The 15,889-nt window shown below is 64.5% G+C and carries 17 protein-coding genes; 5 read left to right on the top strand and 12 right to left on the bottom strand.

All coding sequences use genetic code 11. The features are described from left to right. Positions 1-187: 187 nt before the first annotated feature. The 5 genes from rplI to RO07_RS11140 form a co-directional block, all read right to left on the bottom strand. Positions 188-640, bottom strand: coding sequence for a 50S ribosomal protein L9 (gene rplI / locus RO07_RS11160; RefSeq protein WP_039410740.1), 453 nt, complete (start codon positions 638-640; stop codon positions 188-190). A gap of 27 nt (positions 641-667) precedes the next feature. Continuing rightward, on the bottom strand, positions 668-949 hold the full coding sequence (rpsR, locus tag RO07_RS11155; RefSeq protein WP_010803800.1) for a 30S ribosomal protein S18: 282 nt from the start codon (positions 947-949) through the stop codon (positions 668-670). A gap of 2 nt (positions 950-951) precedes the next feature. Further along, on the bottom strand, positions 952-1,254 hold the full coding sequence (gene priB / locus RO07_RS11150; RefSeq protein WP_039410737.1) for a primosomal replication protein N: 303 nt from the start codon (positions 1,252-1,254) through the stop codon (positions 952-954). 46 nt (positions 1,255-1,300) lie between these two features. Then, positions 1,301-1,678: a 30S ribosomal protein S6 gene (gene rpsF / locus RO07_RS11145; protein WP_039410734.1), complete on the bottom strand. Its 378-nt coding sequence runs from the start codon at positions 1,676-1,678 to the stop codon at positions 1,301-1,303. A 175-nt stretch (positions 1,679-1,853) separates the two neighbouring features. Next, positions 1,854-2,765, bottom strand: a complete 912-nt coding sequence (locus RO07_RS11140; protein ID WP_039410731.1) for a LysR family transcriptional regulator — start codon at positions 2,763-2,765, stop codon at positions 1,854-1,856. A 121-nt stretch (positions 2,766-2,886) separates the two neighbouring features. Between RO07_RS11140 and gcl the strand changes: the two genes are divergently transcribed. From gcl to glxR, 3 genes are all read left to right on the top strand, one after another. Next, positions 2,887-4,653 (top strand): glyoxylate carboligase, encoded by a 1,767-nt coding sequence (gene gcl / locus RO07_RS11135; protein WP_039410729.1) that lies wholly within the window; start codon positions 2,887-2,889, stop codon positions 4,651-4,653. A gap of 168 nt (positions 4,654-4,821) precedes the next feature. Then, on the top strand, positions 4,822-5,613 hold the full coding sequence (gene hyi / locus RO07_RS11130; protein WP_039410726.1) for a hydroxypyruvate isomerase: 792 nt from the start codon (positions 4,822-4,824) through the stop codon (positions 5,611-5,613). A 241-nt stretch (positions 5,614-5,854) separates the two neighbouring features. Then, the gene (gene glxR / locus RO07_RS11125; protein WP_039410722.1) at positions 5,855-6,736 is read left to right on the top strand and encodes a 2-hydroxy-3-oxopropionate reductase; all 882 of its coding nucleotides are present in this window, start codon (positions 5,855-5,857) and stop codon (positions 6,734-6,736) included. A 202-nt stretch (positions 6,737-6,938) separates the two neighbouring features. On the opposite strand, the gene RO07_RS11120 is transcribed toward glxR, so the two are convergent. From RO07_RS11120 to RO07_RS11095, 6 genes are all read right to left on the bottom strand, one after another. Further along, positions 6,939-7,979, bottom strand: a complete 1,041-nt coding sequence (locus RO07_RS11120) for an asparaginase (protein ID WP_052267200.1) — start codon at positions 7,977-7,979, stop codon at positions 6,939-6,941. Positions 7,980-8,106: 127 nt separating this feature from the next. After that, positions 8,107-9,045 (bottom strand): CysB family HTH-type transcriptional regulator, encoded by a 939-nt coding sequence (locus RO07_RS11115; protein WP_039410720.1) that lies wholly within the window; start codon positions 9,043-9,045, stop codon positions 8,107-8,109. A 132-nt stretch (positions 9,046-9,177) separates the two neighbouring features. Next, entirely contained in the window at positions 9,178-10,254 is a 1,077-nt protein-coding gene (locus RO07_RS11110) for a sulfate/molybdate ABC transporter ATP-binding protein (protein ID WP_039410718.1), read from the bottom strand. Positions 10,255-10,303: 49 nt separating this feature from the next. Further along, entirely contained in the window at positions 10,304-11,209 is a 906-nt protein-coding gene (gene cysW, locus RO07_RS11105) for a sulfate ABC transporter permease subunit CysW (protein WP_039415091.1), read from the bottom strand. Between the two features lie 20 nt (positions 11,210-11,229). Further along, complete coding sequence (gene cysT / locus RO07_RS11100; protein WP_039410716.1) at positions 11,230-12,093, bottom strand: sulfate ABC transporter permease subunit CysT; 864 nt, start codon at positions 12,091-12,093, stop codon at positions 11,230-11,232. 25 nt (positions 12,094-12,118) lie between these two features. Continuing rightward, on the bottom strand, positions 12,119-13,075 hold the full coding sequence (locus tag RO07_RS11095; protein ID WP_237171457.1) for a sulfate ABC transporter substrate-binding protein: 957 nt from the start codon (positions 13,073-13,075) through the stop codon (positions 12,119-12,121). A gap of 330 nt (positions 13,076-13,405) precedes the next feature. Here RO07_RS11095 and lexA point away from each other — a divergent pair, with 330 nt between their 5' ends. Together lexA and RO07_RS11085 are read left to right on the top strand one after the other, a co-directional pair. Next, positions 13,406-14,059 (top strand): transcriptional repressor LexA, encoded by a 654-nt coding sequence (gene lexA, locus RO07_RS11090; RefSeq protein WP_039410713.1) that lies wholly within the window; start codon positions 13,406-13,408, stop codon positions 14,057-14,059. 167 nt (positions 14,060-14,226) lie between these two features. Next, positions 14,227-14,640: a hypothetical protein gene (locus RO07_RS11085; protein WP_039410709.1), complete on the top strand. Its 414-nt coding sequence runs from the start codon at positions 14,227-14,229 to the stop codon at positions 14,638-14,640. 114 nt (positions 14,641-14,754) lie between these two features. On the opposite strand, the gene RO07_RS11080 is transcribed toward RO07_RS11085, so the two are convergent. Further along, complete coding sequence (locus RO07_RS11080; protein WP_039415085.1) at positions 14,755-15,867, bottom strand: enoyl-CoA hydratase/isomerase family protein; 1,113 nt, start codon at positions 15,865-15,867, stop codon at positions 14,755-14,757. Between the last annotated feature and the right edge of the window lie 22 nt (positions 15,868-15,889).

Raw genomic sequence — 15,889 nt, 5'->3', positions numbered from 1 at the left:
ATCGAACGAGACGTACGTGGGACGGGCGCGCAACCGGGAGGCGGTCGGCATTGATCAGGCCAATCCGTGCTTGAGCGGCAACCGGCAGCATCGGCGGCTCTTGAGGTGGACAGGCATAAAAAAACGGAAGCCGGTGAACCGACTTCCGTTTTTTCCATTCGCGTCGGGAAGCTGACGCGGATACGACTTAGGCGTGCTCGCCCAGCACCGACACGTTCACGTCAACGACGACGTCCGTGTGCAGCGCCACCTGGACCGGGAAGTCGCCCACGGTCTTGAGCGGGCCGTTCGGCAGGCGCACTTGCATCTTCTCGACCTTGAAACCTTGGCCGTTCAGAGCCTCGGCGATGTCGAAGTTGGTGACCGAACCGAACAGACGGCCGTCAACACCGGCCTTCTGCGAGATTTGAACGGTCAGGCCAGCCAGCTTTTCGCCTTCGGCTTGCGCGGCAGCCAGCTTCTCGGCAGCGGCCTTTTCCAGTTCGGCGCGGCGAACTTCGAATTCGGCGATGGCATCCTTGGTGGCACGACGAGCCAGCTTGGTCGGGATCAGGAAGTTACGTGCGAAACCGTCCTTGACCTTCACGATGTCGCCCAGGTTACCCAGATTGACGACCTTTTCCAGCAGAATCACTTGCATTATCTATTCTCCTTCGTCGACTGGCGATTAAGCACCGTGCAGATCGGTGTACGGCAGCAGCGCCAGGAAACGTGCGCGCTTGATGGCCGTATCGAGCTGGCGCTGGTAGTGCGCCTTCGTGCCCGTCAGGCGAGCCGGGGTGATCTTGCCGTTGTCGCCGATGAAGTCCTTCAGCGTTTCGACATCCTTGTAATCGATCTGCTCGACACCGGCGACGGTGAAGCGGCAGAACTTCTTGCGCTTGAACAGCGGGTTCTGCTGTTGGCGGCGACGATCAAACTTCTTGTTTTTACCGTTAGGACGCGGCATGTTCAACAATCCTTTTCAAATTCTTGCAATGCTGTGATGTGAAACACCAGGGTGCGGCTATTGCGATGCTTCTTGGCCAGAAACCCTGCCCACTGGGCCGGTTTCCCGAGTCCCAACGCCATGACTTTGGCGCTGATGGGACCGATCGCAACCGCCGGTATCGAGAACTCGGTCTGACGGGGTACGCCCGCCTCTTCGACTGTTCCCTCGTGCGTCAGCGTGACATCGATCACGGGAAGCCCGGCCGGGGTATAGCGCAGCGTGCCGATTTCGGCGATGCTGGCCTCGAGCCGTAAGCGATTCACGTGGTCGACGTATCCGTTGACACCCCGATGCGTTCCGGTGCGCTACTTACGAAGCGGCGGCTTCGGTCGCGGGCGTCGCGGCAGCCTTCTTGGCTTCTTCGCGGGCCACTTCCTTCATCATCGGCGACGGAGCCGTCTCGGCCTTCTTCAGGCGGACCACGAGGTGGCGCAGCACGGCGTCGTTGAACTTGAAGGCGTGCTCGAGCTCGTCCAGGGTTTCCTGGTCGCACTCGATGTTCATGCACACGTAGTGAGCCTTGGCCAGCTTCTCGATCATGTAGGCCAGTTGACGACGGCCCCAGTCTTCGACGCGGTGGATCTGACCCGCCTTGGCCGTCACCATGCCCTTGTAGCGCTCGATCATCGCAGGCACTTGCTCGCTCTGATCGGGGTGAACGATAAATACGATTTCATAATGACGCATATGAGCTCCTTATGGACAAAGCCGCCTGGGCGTCAGAACCAGTGCAGCAAGGTTGCAGAACCCGCGATTCTAGCGGATTTCCTGTCGACCATCAACTCCCGCCCTATCGGTGCCGGCGAGCCGGTCCGCGACATCGGCTTTCAGGCCCACTGACCACCACCCGCCGCCCGCGCCATCAGGTATTTTCCAGCCAGTAGTTGGGCCGTGCATAGATCTGCCGCAACTGCTCGATGAAAAGCCGCACCCGCGCCGGCTGGAAGCGCTGTTGCGGGTACACGGCGAGAATGTCGTAGTCGGGCAGCGCGTACTCGTCGAGGACGGTTTCCAGCTCGCCGGAGAGTAGTTCGCGCTGGATTTCCCAGGTCGAGCGCCAGCCCAGCCCCAGCCCTTCGAGCGCCCAGCGGTGCAGCAGCTCGCCGTCGTTGCAGTCCAGACTGCCCGTCACGCGGATCGTCACGAGCTTGCCCTGCCGCTTGAAGTACCAGCCGCGCTGCTGGCCGCCCTGCAGGTTGAACGCCAGGCAGTTGTGCCTGGCGAGGTCCTCCAGCGTCTTCGGACGGCCGTGCCGCGCGAAATACGCGGGGGTGCCGCACACCACGCGTCGGTTCTGGGCCAGCTTGACGGCAACGAAGTTCGGATCGACCGAGCCGCCGATACGAATGCCCATGTCGTAGCCTTCGCGCACGATGTCGACCACCCGATCGGTCAGGTTGAACGAGATCTGGACATCGGGGTGCTGGCGCAGGAAGGCCGGCGCGTGCGGCGCCACGTGCTTGCGGCCGAACGCCGCCGGCGCGGACACGATCAGGTGCCCCGAAACCGCATGGCGCCCCGCGCTGATCTCGTTCTCCGCCATCTCCCAGTCGCCCAGCAACTGTTTGCAGCGCTCCAGGAAAGCGCCGCCCTCCTCCGAGAGCGCAAGCCGGCGCGTCGAGCGGTACATGAGCTTGATGCCGAGCCGCTTTTCGAGGGCGTCGATGCGACGCCCCAGGATCACGGGCGACACGCCCTCCTTGAGCGCCGCAGCCGCCAGACTGCCCGCTTCCGCGACCTGCACGAAGGTTTCGATCTGCTTGTAACGGTCCATCGCGTCTCCATTCGATACTTTTTGTTCTTAAAAAAACGATATTTTGTGATCTTATCAAACAAATCGTACCGGCTTAAAGTGGGCTCCAACATCAATACCGATTGCCCATTGGAGGAGTCACATGGCCAAGATGACCGCCGTAGAGGCCGCCGTCCGAGTGTTGGAGAAGGAAGGCATCACGACCGCATTCGGCGTGCCCGGCGCCGCCATCAACCCGTTCTATTCGGCACTGCGCAAGGCGGGCAGCGTCGAGCACGTGCTTGCGCGCCACGTCGAAGGCGCTTCGCACATGGCCGAAGGCTACACACGCGCCGAAGCGGGCAATATCGGCGTTTGCATCGGCACCTCGGGCCCGGCGGGCACGGACATGATCACGGGCCTGTATTCGGCCTGGGCCGACTCGATTCCCATCCTGTGCATCACGGGTCAGGCGCCGCGCGCCCGTCTGTACAAGGAAGACTTCCAGGCCGTCGACATCGAGTCGATCGCCAAGCCGGTCACCAAGTGGGCCGTGACCGTGCGCGAGCCCGCGCTCGTGCCGCGCGTGTTCCAGCAGGCATTCCACCTGATGCGCTCGGGCCGCCCGGGTCCGGTGCTCATCGACCTGCCGTTCGACGTGCAGGTCGCCGAGATCGACTTCGATCCCGAGACGTACGAACCGCTGCCGGTCTACAAGCCCGCCGCCACGCGCGCCCAGATCGAGAAGGCCATCCAGATGCTGGTCGCCTCGGAGCGCCCGCTCATCGTGTCGGGCGGCGGCGTGATCAACGCCGATGCGGCCGACCTGCTGGTCGAATTCGCCGAGACGGTGAACGTGCCCGTCGTGCCCACGCTCATGGGCTGGGGCACCATCGCCGACGACCACCCGCTCATGGCCGGCATGGTCGGCCTGCAGACGTCGCACCGCTTCGGCAACGCCACGATGCTCGCATCGGACTTCGTGATGGGCATCGGCAACCGTTGGGCGAACCGCCACACGGGCAGTGTCGACGTGTTCACCAAGGGCCGCAAGTTCGTGCACGTCGACATCGAGCCGACGCAAATCGGCCGCGTGTTCGGCCCGGACTACGGCATCGTCTCCGACGCCAAGGCCGCCCTGACGCTGTTCGTCGAAGTGGCCAGGGAGCTGAAGGCCGCCGGCCGTCTGCCGGACCGCTCGCAGTGGGTGGCCGACTGCCAGAAACGCAAGCGCACCATGCTGCGCCGCACCGACTTCGACCAGGTGCCGATCAAGCCGCAGCGCGTGTATCAGGAAATGAACGCGTTCTTCGGCCGCGACGTGCGCTACGTCTCGACCATCGGCCTGTCGCAGATCGCCGCCGCCCAATTCCTGCACGTGAACAAGCCGCGCCACTGGATCAACTGCGGTCAGGCCGGCCCGCTGGGCTGGACGGTGCCCGCCGCGATCGGTGCGAAGGTCGCGTCGCCCTCGTCGGACGTCGTGGCGATCTCGGGCGACTACGACTTCCAGTTCATGATCGAAGAGCTGGCCGTGGCCGCGCAGTTCAAGGTGCCGTACATCCACGTCGTGGTGAACAACTCGTACCTGGGCCTGATTCGTCAGGCACAGCGCAACTTCGACATGGATTACTGCGTGCAGCTCGCGTTCGAGAACGTGAATTCGCCGGAAGTGAACGGCTACGGCGTGGACCACGTGAAGGTGGCCGAAGGCCTCGGCGTGAAGGCGATCCGCGTGTTCCAGCCGAACGACATCCAACCCGCGTTCGCCCAGGCCCGCAAGCTCATGGCCGAGTTCTCGGTGCCGGTGATCGTGGAAGTGATTCTCGAACGTGTGACCAACATCGCGATGGGCACCGAAATCAACAACGTCAATGAGTTCGAGGAAATCATCGACGTGGTGGAGGAAGACAACGCAGTGACCGCCTGAGTGCGACATCTGCGAGACCGGTTTGCGGGGTGCGTTCGTCCCCTCCGGCAGCGACCAGACCCCGTGACCGGCCAAAGTTCGCGCCCCGCAACCCCAGCAAGCCCCTGAAACACCCTGCTTCGAAATCGTCGAAACCACCCCCTAAAAAAAGAGAGAGGAGTCAGTGCAATGCCAAAATTTGCCGCCAACCTGACCATGCTGTTCAACGAGGTGCCGTTCCTCGACCGCTTCAAGGCGGCCGCCGCTGCGGGCTTTCGCGGCGTTGAGTTTCTGTTCCCCTATGCGTATCACCGCGACCAGATCGCCGACAAGCTCAACCAGTACCAGCTCGACCTCGTGCTGCACAACCTGCCGGCCGGCAACTGGGACGCGGGCGAGCGCGGCATCGCGATCTTCCCCGACCGCGTGGCGGAATTCCGCGACGGCGTGGGCGAAGCAATCACCTACGCCAAGGCGCTGGGCGTGAAGCAACTCAATTGCCTCGTGGGCAAGCAAGGCGCGGATCTGTCGACGCAGGCCGCACGCGAGACGCTCGTGGGCAATCTGCGCTTCGCCGCCAACGCGCTCAAGGCCGAAGGCATCCGCCTGCTGGTCGAGCCGATCAACACATACGACATTCCCGGCTTCTTCGTGAACCGTACGAAACAGGCGCTGGAGATCTTCGACGAAGTGGGTTCGGACAACCTGTTCCTGCAGTACGACATCTATCACATGCAGCGCATGGAAGGTGAGCTCGCCAAGACCATCGAGACGAATCTGCCGCGCATCGCTCACGTGCAACTGGCCGACAACCCGGGCCGCAACGAACCGGGCACCGGCGAGATCCACTATGCCTACCTGTTCGCGTTCCTGGATCGCATCGGGTACGCCGGCTGGATCGGCTGCGAGTACAAGCCCGCGACCACCACGACGGACGGCCTGGGCTGGTTCAAGGCCGCGGGCCTGCGCGAAGCGGCATAAGTGACTTAGGCGCCCCGGGCACCCCGTCACGCGGAACCCGCACGCCGCCTCCCCCGGCGACGTGCGGCAGGACACGGCAGGACACGACGACGTTTCGACGAGGAGGGCCCCGCCGGCCGCATGCAGGGGGCATGCGGCCGGAGCACGGGGAACATGACGACCGGTGCGTCGTCGCCCCTCCCCGGTTCGCGACATCGTCGGCAAGCCGCAACATCAAACTTTGGCAACAAGGAGTCTCGAAATGGCACAACTCGGTTTCATTGGCTTGGGCATCATGGGCGCGCCGATGGCGAAGCATCTGCAAAACGCCGGTCACAAGCTGTTCCTGTACGAGCGTCGCACGCCCCCGCAAGATCTGATCGACGGTCAGGCCACGGTCTGCACGTCGGCCAAGGAAGTCGCCAAGCGCGCCGACATCGTCTTCGTGATGGTGCCGGACACGCCCGACGTCGGCGCCGTGCTGTTCGGCCAGGACGGTCTGGCGGAGGGCCTCACGGCAGGCAAGATCGTCGTGGACATGAGCTCGATCTCGCCGATCGAGACGAAGGAATACGCCAAGAAAATCAAGGCGCTGGGCTGCGAGTATCTGGACGCCCCGGTCTCGGGCGGCGAAGTCGGCGCGAAGGCCGCCTCGCTGTCGATCATGGTCGGTGGCTCGCAAGCCGCGTTCGACGACGTCAAGCCGTTCTTCGAGTTGATGGGCAAGAACATCACGCTCGTGGGCGAGAGCGGCGCGGGCCAGACCTGCAAGGTAGCCAACCAGATCGTGGTGGCGCTCACCATCGAAGCCGTGGCCGAAGCCCTGCTCTTCGCGTCGAAGGCGGGCGCCGATCCGGCCAAGGTGCGCGAAGCGTTGATGGGAGGTTTCGCCTCGTCGCGCATTCTCGAAGTGCACGGCGAACGCATGGTCAAGCGCAACTTCGAGCCGGGCTTCCGCATCGCGCTGCACCAGAAGGATCTGAATCTGGCGCTCCAGAGCGCGAAGGCGCTGGGCGTGTCGCTGCCGAACACGGCCACTTGCCAGGAGCTGTTCAACGCATGCGCTGCGAACGGCGGGGCCGCCTGGGATCACTCGGGTATGGTGCGCGCGCTGGAAATGCTCGCCAACCACACGGTGGCCTGATACCCCACCGCCTGGAACGACGGAAAATCAGGGAGCGCCGCCGCAAGCCGCCGAACGATGGCGGACGGCGGCAGGTGACGGCGGGCGTCGGGCTGAGAAGTCCGGCGCCCGTTGAGCGCACATCGCGCGGTTTTTCCCCGTCGGCATCGCTTCGCGGAACGGGGAAACGCCGGCGCGACGCTGTCGAGCGCCCCGCCCTTCGTCAATATTCGTCGAACAGACTCTGCATGCGCTCGCGCGGCACGCCCGCCTGCAGCGCCAGCATCAGCAGCACGCGCGCCTTGTACGGGTGCAGGTTGCCGGCGCTCACGAAGCCATATTGATCGTCGGGCGCGGCGCCGTTGTGCATCACATGGCCGCTGCCCACGCGCGACGAACGCACGACAGTCACGCCGCGCTGTACCGCTTCGGAGAGCGCCTGTTGCAGCTGCGAGTGCAGCGAACCGTTGCCCGTGCCCGCCACCACGATGCCCTGCACGCCAGCCTCGACGAGCGCGTCCACCGCGATGCGCGAGACCCCTGCGTAGCTCGATACCACTTCCACGGCGGGCAACTCGCCCGACAGCCCGACGAACTCGCTCTCGACCGTGTGGTACTGCATCGCCGCACGCTGGAACGCCACGCGCTCGTCCTGCACCCAGCCCAGCACGCCGATCTCGGGCGAGTGAAACGCGTCGACCTTGTAGGTGCTCGTCTTGACGACGTCGCGCGCGCAATGGATCTGGTTGTTGATGGCCACCATCACGCCGCGGCCGCCCGAAATCGGATCGGTCGCCACACGCACCGCATTGAGCAGATTGAGCGGTCCGTCGGCCGACAGCGCCGTTGCGGGACGCATCGCGGCCGTAAGCACCACCGGCTTGCGGCTGTTGACCGTCAGATGCAGGTAGTACGCCGTCTCTTCCAGCGTGTCGGTGCCGTGCGTGACGACCGCGCCCGCCACGTCGGGCTGCGCGAGCAAGGCATTGACCCGCGCCGCCAGCTTCTGCCAGAGCGCGACGCTCATGTCCTTGCTGTCGATCTGCGCGACCTGCTCCGCATGGATGTGCGCAATGCTGCCCAGGGCGGGCACCGCCGCGAGCAGATCCTGGACGCCAAGCGCGCCGGCCTGATAGCCGGCAGTGCGTGTGGCGTCGGCCGCGCTTCCCGCAATCGTGCCGCCCGTGGCGAGCAGCGCGATGCGCGGCAGATCGCCCGCCGGCACGGCATAGTGAGGAATCGGATTGAAAGAGGTCAAGGTCATGCCAGCGATTGTATCCAATACTGCCGCGCTTCCCAATCGCTGAAAAAAGCGATCCCGCCGGGCAGCGGAATCGCCGCCGGAAGCGGCGGGACATCGCGCTCAGGCGACGAATTTCAGGCCGCGAATGTCAGGCCGCAAATTCAAGCGCCTCGCGAAGCTGCGTCGAGATGTCCTGCTCCTTGAGCGCCGGGGCCAGCATCTCGATGAATCGATACGCGTACGAGCGCAGGAACGCCCCGCGGCGCAGGCCGATACGCGTGGTGCTCGGCTCGAACGCGTTGTCCAGTTCGAGCACGGCCAGATCCTGATCCTTGCGCGGGTCGACCGCCATCGCCGCCACGATCCCGACGCCCAGCCCGAGTTCGACGTAGGTCTTGATGACGTCCGTATCCAGCGCGGTGAGCACGATGTCCGGCACCAGCCCCTGGTCCTGGAACGCCTTGTCGACGTGCGAGCGTCCCGTGAAATCGCCGTCGTACGTGATGATCGGGTATTCGGCGATATCGGCCAGCGTCACGTTCTCGCGTCCGACCAGCGGATGCTCCTTCGGCACGACGGCCACGTGGTGCCACGAGTAGCACGGGAACGTCACGATATCGGGGAAGCGATCGAGCGCCTCGGTCGTGATGCCGATATCGGCCTCGCCATCGATCACCATCTGCGCGATCTGGCGCGGGCTGCCCTGACGCAGCGCGAGGTGCACCTTGGGGTACACGCTGGTGAACTGCTTGATGACCTGCGGCAACGCGTAGCGCGCCTGTGTGTGCGTGGTCGCGACCACGAGATGACCGCTGTCCTGATCGGCGAACTGGCGCGCGACACGGCGCAGGTTCTCGGCGTCGAGCAGCATGCGCTCGATCAGTTGCAGCACGGCCTTGCCCGGCTCGGTGAGGCCCGTGAGCCGCTTGCCGCGACGCACGAACACGTCCACGCCGAGTTCGTCCTCGAGATCCTTGATCTGCTTGCTCACGCCCGATTGCGACGTGTAGAGCGCGCTCGCGGCCTCCGTCAGGTTCAGGTTCTGCCGGACTGCTTCGCGCACGTAGCGCAATTGCTGGAAATTCATGATGTGACTCCGCCCTGTGGCTGTCTGTCCGTGTTGACTGTTGTGGTTATGAAATGCGTGCAGTGTTTCGTTCGATATGCCGCGTGGTGCTTCGCTCCATCGTGCGCGTGGCGTCTCCCGTGCGCTCCGGGTTCACGCCTGCGCGGCGAACACGCGCAACTGACGCGGCACGGCGCGCAGCGTCGCACCGGCATCGGCCTTCAACGCCTGCCAGCCCGAGCGCGTGAGTTCCGCCTCCCATACGGCGTCGCCAGGTGCGGCGAGCTCCACGCGCACGGTGCCGCCCAGCGGAATCGCACGGCGCACGGCCACGTCGATGCCGGGGCCGCCGTCATGCGCCGGCAGCAACGTGAGATCGTGCGGACGCACGTACGCGATCGCCCGGCCGTCCCGCGGCAGCGCCGGCAGATCGTCGCGCGGCACCGTCACCCGATACGCGCCGGCATCCGCGATGAAATCGTGCGTACGCAACTCGCCCGAGAGACGGTTGGCCGCGCCGAGGAATTCATATACGAAGGCACTTTCCGGCGTGTCGTATACGTCCTGCGGCGCACCGATCTGCTCGACCTTGCCGCGGTTCATCAGCACGATGCGATCGGCCACTTCGAGCGCCTCTTCCTGATCGTGCGTGACGAAGATCGTCGTGATGTGCAGCTCGTCGTGCAGCCGGCGCAGCCAGCTGCGCAGCTCCTTGCGCACCTTCGCGTCGAGCGCGCCGAACGGTTCATCGAGCAGCAGCACCTTCGGCTCGACGGCCAGCGCACGCGCCAGCGCAATGCGCTGACGCTGCCCGCCCGAAAGCTCGGCCGGATAGTGATCGGCGAGCCAATCGAGCTGGACCAGGCCCAGCAGTTCGTGCACCTTGGCGCGAATCCGCGCGTCCGGAAGGCGCTCCCGACGCGACTTCACGCGCAGGCCGAACGCCACGTTCTCGAACACCGTCATGTGACGGAACAGCGCGTAATGCTGGAACACGAAGCCGACCTGCCGCTCGCGCGTGCCGACCGAGGCGACGTCTTCGCCATTGAGCAACACGCGCCCCGCATCGGCGAACTCCAGCCCGGCGACGATGCGCAGCAGCGTGGTCTTGCCGCAGCCGGACGGCCCGAGCAGCGCGACGAGCTCGCCCGTGGGGAATTCTAGACTGACGTCGTCGAGCGCCGCGAAATCACCGAAACGCTTCGAAACCTGTTGTACCTGGATACTCATTTGCCTTGCTCCTCGATACGTTGTCGTGTTGTCGTGCCGCCGCGGCGGGTCAGGCCTGTACGGCGTCTTCGCGCCGCGCGGCCTTGTCCTGCGCCAGCTTGCGCTCGGCCCAGAGCTTGAGCGCAAGCGTGGCAAGCGCCAGCAGCGCGAGAATCGATGCCGCCGCGAATGCGCCCACGGTGTGGTAATCGTTGTATTCGATCTCCACGTGCAGCGGCAGCGTGTTCGTCTCGCCGCGAATGTGGCCGGAGACGACCGACACCGCACCGAATTCGCCCATCGCACGGGCGTTGCACAGGATCACGCCGTACAGCAGCCCCCATTTGATCTTGGGCAGCGTCACGCGGGTGAACACCTGCCAGCCGCTCGCGCCGAGCACGCGCGCCGCCTCCTCCTCTTCGCTGCCTTGCGCCTGCATGAGCGGGATCAGCTCGCGCGCGACGAAAGGAAACGTGACGAACACCGTGGCGAGCACCAGGCCCGGCAGTGCGAACACGATCTTCAGGTTGTGCGCGTCGAGCCAGTCCCACAGCGGGCCCTGACGGCCGAAGAGCAGCAGGAACGTCATGCCGGCAATGACCGGCGAGACCGAGAACGGCAGGTCGATGAGCGTGGTGAGGAAGCTCTTGCCGCGAAATTCGAAGCGCGCAATCGCCCACGATGCGGCCACGCCGAACACGAGATTGAGCGGCACGGCGATGACCGCGATGAGCAGCGTGAGGCGAATGGCCGACAATGCGTCGTCGTTGGCCAGCCCCTCCCAGTAGGCAGCCAGGCCCTTGCCCAGCGCGGTAACGAACACCGACACGAGCGGCAACACCAGGAACAGCGCAAAGAACAGCAGCGCCACGCCAATGAGCACGACCTTGACGAGCGCCGGCTCGTCGGTGGGATCGGCGCGGTGCGCGGAGGTCGTCTGCGACAAGGCGGGCGACAGTGCGAGTGAATCGGACATGATCGAAACGTTCTCTGGAATCACACGCCGCTGGCGCGCCGGCCCGAATGGCGGTTTTGCAGCCACCATTGCAGGGTATTGATAAGGAGCAGCAACACGAACGAGATGCCCAGCATCACCACGGCCAGCGCCGCGGCGCCCGCGTAATCGAACTGCTCGAGCTTGGTGACGATGAGCAGCGACGTGATTTCCGAGACCATCGGGATGTTGCCCGCGATGAAGATGACAGAACCGTATTCGCCGACGGCGCGCGCGAAGGCCAGTGCGAAACCGGTCAGCAGCGCGGGCAGCACGGCCGGCAGGATGACGTGACGCACCGTTTGCCAGCGCGACGCGCCCAAGCACGCCGCCGCCTCCTCCTGCTCGCGCTCGAACTCTTCGAGCACCGGTTGGAGCGTGCGCACGACGAACGGCAGACCGATGAACGTCAGCGCCACGAAAATGCCCAGCGGCGTGAAAGCGATCTTGATGCCAAGCGGCTCGAACCAGCGTCCGACCCAGCCGTTGGGCGCATAGACAGCCGCCAGCACGATGCCGGCGACCGACGTCGGCAGCGCGAACGGCAGGTCGATGAGCGCGTCGACGAAGCGCTTGCCCGGGAACGTGTAGCGCACCAGCACCCACGCCAGAATGAAGCCGAACACGGCATTGAGAAGCGCCGCCGCGAGCGAGATCCCAAACGTGAGGCGGTACGACGCCAGCACGCGCGGCGAACCCACGGCGGCCACGAAGCTCGCCCAGTCGAGCGAACTCGCCTTGATGAAGACCATCAGCAACGGCACCAGCACCACGAGGCTCAGGTACGCGACGGTGTAGCCCATCGTCAGGCCGAAGCCCGGCAAGGCACTCGGCTTGCGCCAGAGAGGAAACAGTGCGGTACTCATGCGATGGTCCCCTTTCGCTGTGCCGTTACTTCTTAGTGTAGATCTGGTCGAAGATGCCGCCGTCGGCAAAGTGCTTCGCCTGCGTCTTCGTCCAGCCGCCCAGATCGGCGTCGACCGTATAGAGCTTGAGCTTCGGATACTGCGACTCGTACTTCTTCGCGATTTCCGGCGAGCGCGGACGGTAGAAGTGCTTGGCGGCGATTTCCTGCCCCTGCGGCGAGTACAGCCATTGCAGATAGGCCTCGGCGACCTTGCGCGTACCGCGCTTGTCGACGTTCTTGTCGACCACCGCCACCGGCGGCTCCGTCAGGATCGACGACGACGGCACGACGATGTCGAACTTGTCCGGACCGAGGTCCTTCACCGACAGCAGCGCCTCGTTTTCCCAGGCGATCAGCACGTCGCCGATACCGCGTTCGACGAACGTGGTCGTCGCCCCGCGTGCGCCCGAATCGAGCACGCCGACGTTCCTGTACAGCGCCTTGACGAAATCCTGCGCCTTCTGCTCGTTGCCGCCCGGTTGCTTGAGCGCATAGAGCCATGCGGCGAGGTAGTTCCAGCGAGCGCCGGCCGAGGTCTTCGGATTCGGCGTGACGACGCTGATGCCCGGCTTGACCAGATCGCCCCAGTCCTTGATCTGCTTCGGATTGCCCTTGCGCACGAGCAACACGATGGTGGACGTGTACGGCGTGGCGTTGTCCGGCAGACGCTTCTGCCAGTCCTTGCTCACGAGGCCGGCTTGCGCCAGTTCGTCGATGTCGGCCGAGATGCCGAGCGTGACGACGTCGGCGGGTGCGCCATCGAGCACGGTGCGGGCCTGCTTGCCCGAGCCGCCGTGCGAGGCCTTCACGTTGACCGTGTCGCCCGCGATCTGCTTGTAATGCGCTTCGAAGGCCTTGTTGTAGTCGGCGTACAGTTCACGCGTCGGATCGTACGACACGTTCAGCAGCGAAACACTCGCCGCGTGCGCCTGAATCGCCATGCCGGCGGCCAGCGCCACCGCACCCAGTCTGCCCAATACGCTTGCCAGCTTCTTAGCTTTCGATCCCCGTGCTGCTCTGCTCATGACTTGCACTCCTCGTTTGCTTACGTGTGGTAGGACGCCAGTCTATGGGGGGCGCTAAATAATTAAAAATAATTATTTTTCTTTTGTTTATGCCGGAATAAGGATTAGCGATTTCGTGCTGATGACGGCAGCCGGCCAAAATCGCGTCGGATGTCGACGAACTTCATGCACTACATGAAGTTTCGCTTGCCTTTTTGCAAACACTGTACAAAAATACAGCCACCTGTGCTTCCATACAGTAATGCCATGATCAAACTGACTGCCCGTCAACAGCAAGTCTACGAACTGGTCCGACAAGCGATCGAGCGCACCGGCTTTCCGCCTACGCGCGCCGAGATTGCGGCCGAACTGGGCTTCTCCTCGGCCAATGCGGCGGAGGAGCATCTGCGGGCGCTGGCGCGCAAGGGCGTGATCGAACTGGCGGCCGGTCAGTCGCGCGGCATCCGCCTCAAGCGTCTGGACGAAGCTGGTGGCGCGCATCAGTTCACGTTGCCGCATATGAGCCTCATGCAACTGTCGCTGCCGCTCGTCGGACGTGTGGCCGCCGGTAGCCCGATCCTGGCGCAGGAGCACATCGAACGCAATTTCCAGTGCGATCCGAACATGTTCGCGCGCCAACCCGATTACCTGTTGAAGGTGCGCGGGATGTCGATGCGCGACGCCGGCATTCTCGATGGCGACCTGCTCGCCGTGCAGAAGGCCGCGGACGCACGCGAAGGTCAGATCGTCGTGGCGCGTATCGGCGACGACGTGACCGTCAAACGATTTCATCGCATCAAGGGCGGGGTCGAACTCATCGCCGAGAACCCCGACTTCGAGAACATCCATGTCGATGAAGGAAGCGGTGACTTTGCGCTGGAGGGGATTGCGGTTGGCCTGATCCGCAACAACGACCTCTAGGCGTCTGTCCGGGCGCGCCGCGAGAGCGACACGCGCCACTCCCTGAAGATTTGCATTTCCGTCTGCGCCGGGCTGGGTCCGGCGCCCGTGCCCTGCTGCGCCTGTGATTTGTGAAGCGATGCAACGGGATACGCCCCTCCGACCCATATTGGAAGAAGGATCGCATCATGGCTCGACTCTTTGGTTTGCTGCGTACGTCGCTGGGTGAAGCGCGTGTTCGGGTGTCGTCGCAAGCGCGTCTGTCCGCGGTGTACGGTTTGTCCGCGCTGTCCGGCCCGTTCGCCGCGGCGCCCGCCACGGCGCGTTCCTATACCGTGCCGGTGCGCCCCCGCAGTACGCTGCTGCCGCGCACGCTGACGTCGGCAGTCGCATCGGCGACGCGCCGCGCATGTCCCGCCGGCAAGGCCGTCAAGGCATCCCGCGATGTGCGCGACCGTAACGGGAACGGAAACGGACATGCCGCTCACGACGTGCGCGTGTATCGCGATGTGTCGCACATCGTGATGGTCGGCAGCATTGCCGACATCTGCCGCAGGCTCGATCAGGCCGTCGGCGAGCAGTTCTGCCAGGCTGCGGTGTAAGTCGCAGGCCGAAATCCGGGAGGCGCCGTCTGAAGAATCTATGGCGCCAGCCGGGACCGCCCATGGCCGCGTTCGTCGACGAACCGATCGCGCAGGCAACCAGTCACGCCACCATCACTGCCCCAGATCGCGCAAGGGGTTGTCTGCGCCGCGGCGCTCACCTTCGAAGAAGCGCGCCACATCGGCGTGCGTCACCGCTTCGATGTTCGCGTGCTGCCAGCGCGGCTTGTGATCCTTGTCCACGACCAGTGCGCGAATCCCCTCCACACCTTCGGCGCCCGTACGGCCATCGAGGTTGAAGACGCTGCGCATCATCAGCCACTCCTCGCGCAGCTCGTCGGCCAACGACAGTTTGCGGGCGCGGCGCACCTGCTCCAGCGTGACACAGACCATCAGCGGCGAGCGCTTGGCACGCAGCAGGTCCTCCGTCTCTTCGGCCCACCCCGAATACTCGCAACGCGCTTCCCGCTTGAGCGAGTGAAGAATGGCTGGCATGTCGGGCAGACCGAAATGATGATCAATGACATCGCGCAACGGCGCGAGCTTGCCCGGGGCAATGCCGGCGGGCGGCAGGCTCTCGCGAGCAAAGTTGCGCGCCGCATCGAGCACGGCATCGGCGTTCTGCCACTCGCCGTTCGCCAGCAATTCGCACAGCGCAGGCAGCGAGGCGCGCGGCAGCACCGCGTCGGCCAGGCCGATTTCACATGCGTCGACAGCACCGAACACGAGGCCGGTCGTGCCGAGATACTCGCCGAGACGCCCTGCGAGATTCGCGAGGAAATACCCCCCGCCGACATCAGGGAACAGCCCGATAGCCGTTTCGGGCATCGCCATGCGCGTCGCTTCGGTCACGATGCGCAGCGCGGCTCCCTGTGAGACGCCCATGCCGCCGCCCATCACCACGCCGTCCATCAATGCGATGTAGGGCTTCGGATAAGCGGCGATGGCGTAGTTCAGCCGGTACTCGTCGGTGAAAAAGTCCATGATGTCGGTGCGCCCGGCACTGACGGCCTCATGGAAATAGCGAATGTCGCCCCCCGCGCACAAGCCCTTCTCGCCCTCTCCTTGCAGCACGACGCCGAGCACCTTCGGGTCGTCGCGCCAGCCATCGAGCGCAGCAGCGATCGCGCGGATCATGTCGTGCGACAGCGCGTTGAGAGCCTTCGGGCGCGTCAGCGTGATGAAACCAATGCGACCACGGATTTCGGTGCGGACAAATTCGGTCATGTCAGGCGAGTGTTTCAAAATC

This window comes from Pandoraea pulmonicola (assembly GCF_000815105.2).
Taxonomy (GTDB): Bacteria; Pseudomonadota; Gammaproteobacteria; order Burkholderiales; family Burkholderiaceae; genus Pandoraea; species Pandoraea pulmonicola.
This window is presented reverse-complemented; position numbering and strand designations above follow the sequence as displayed.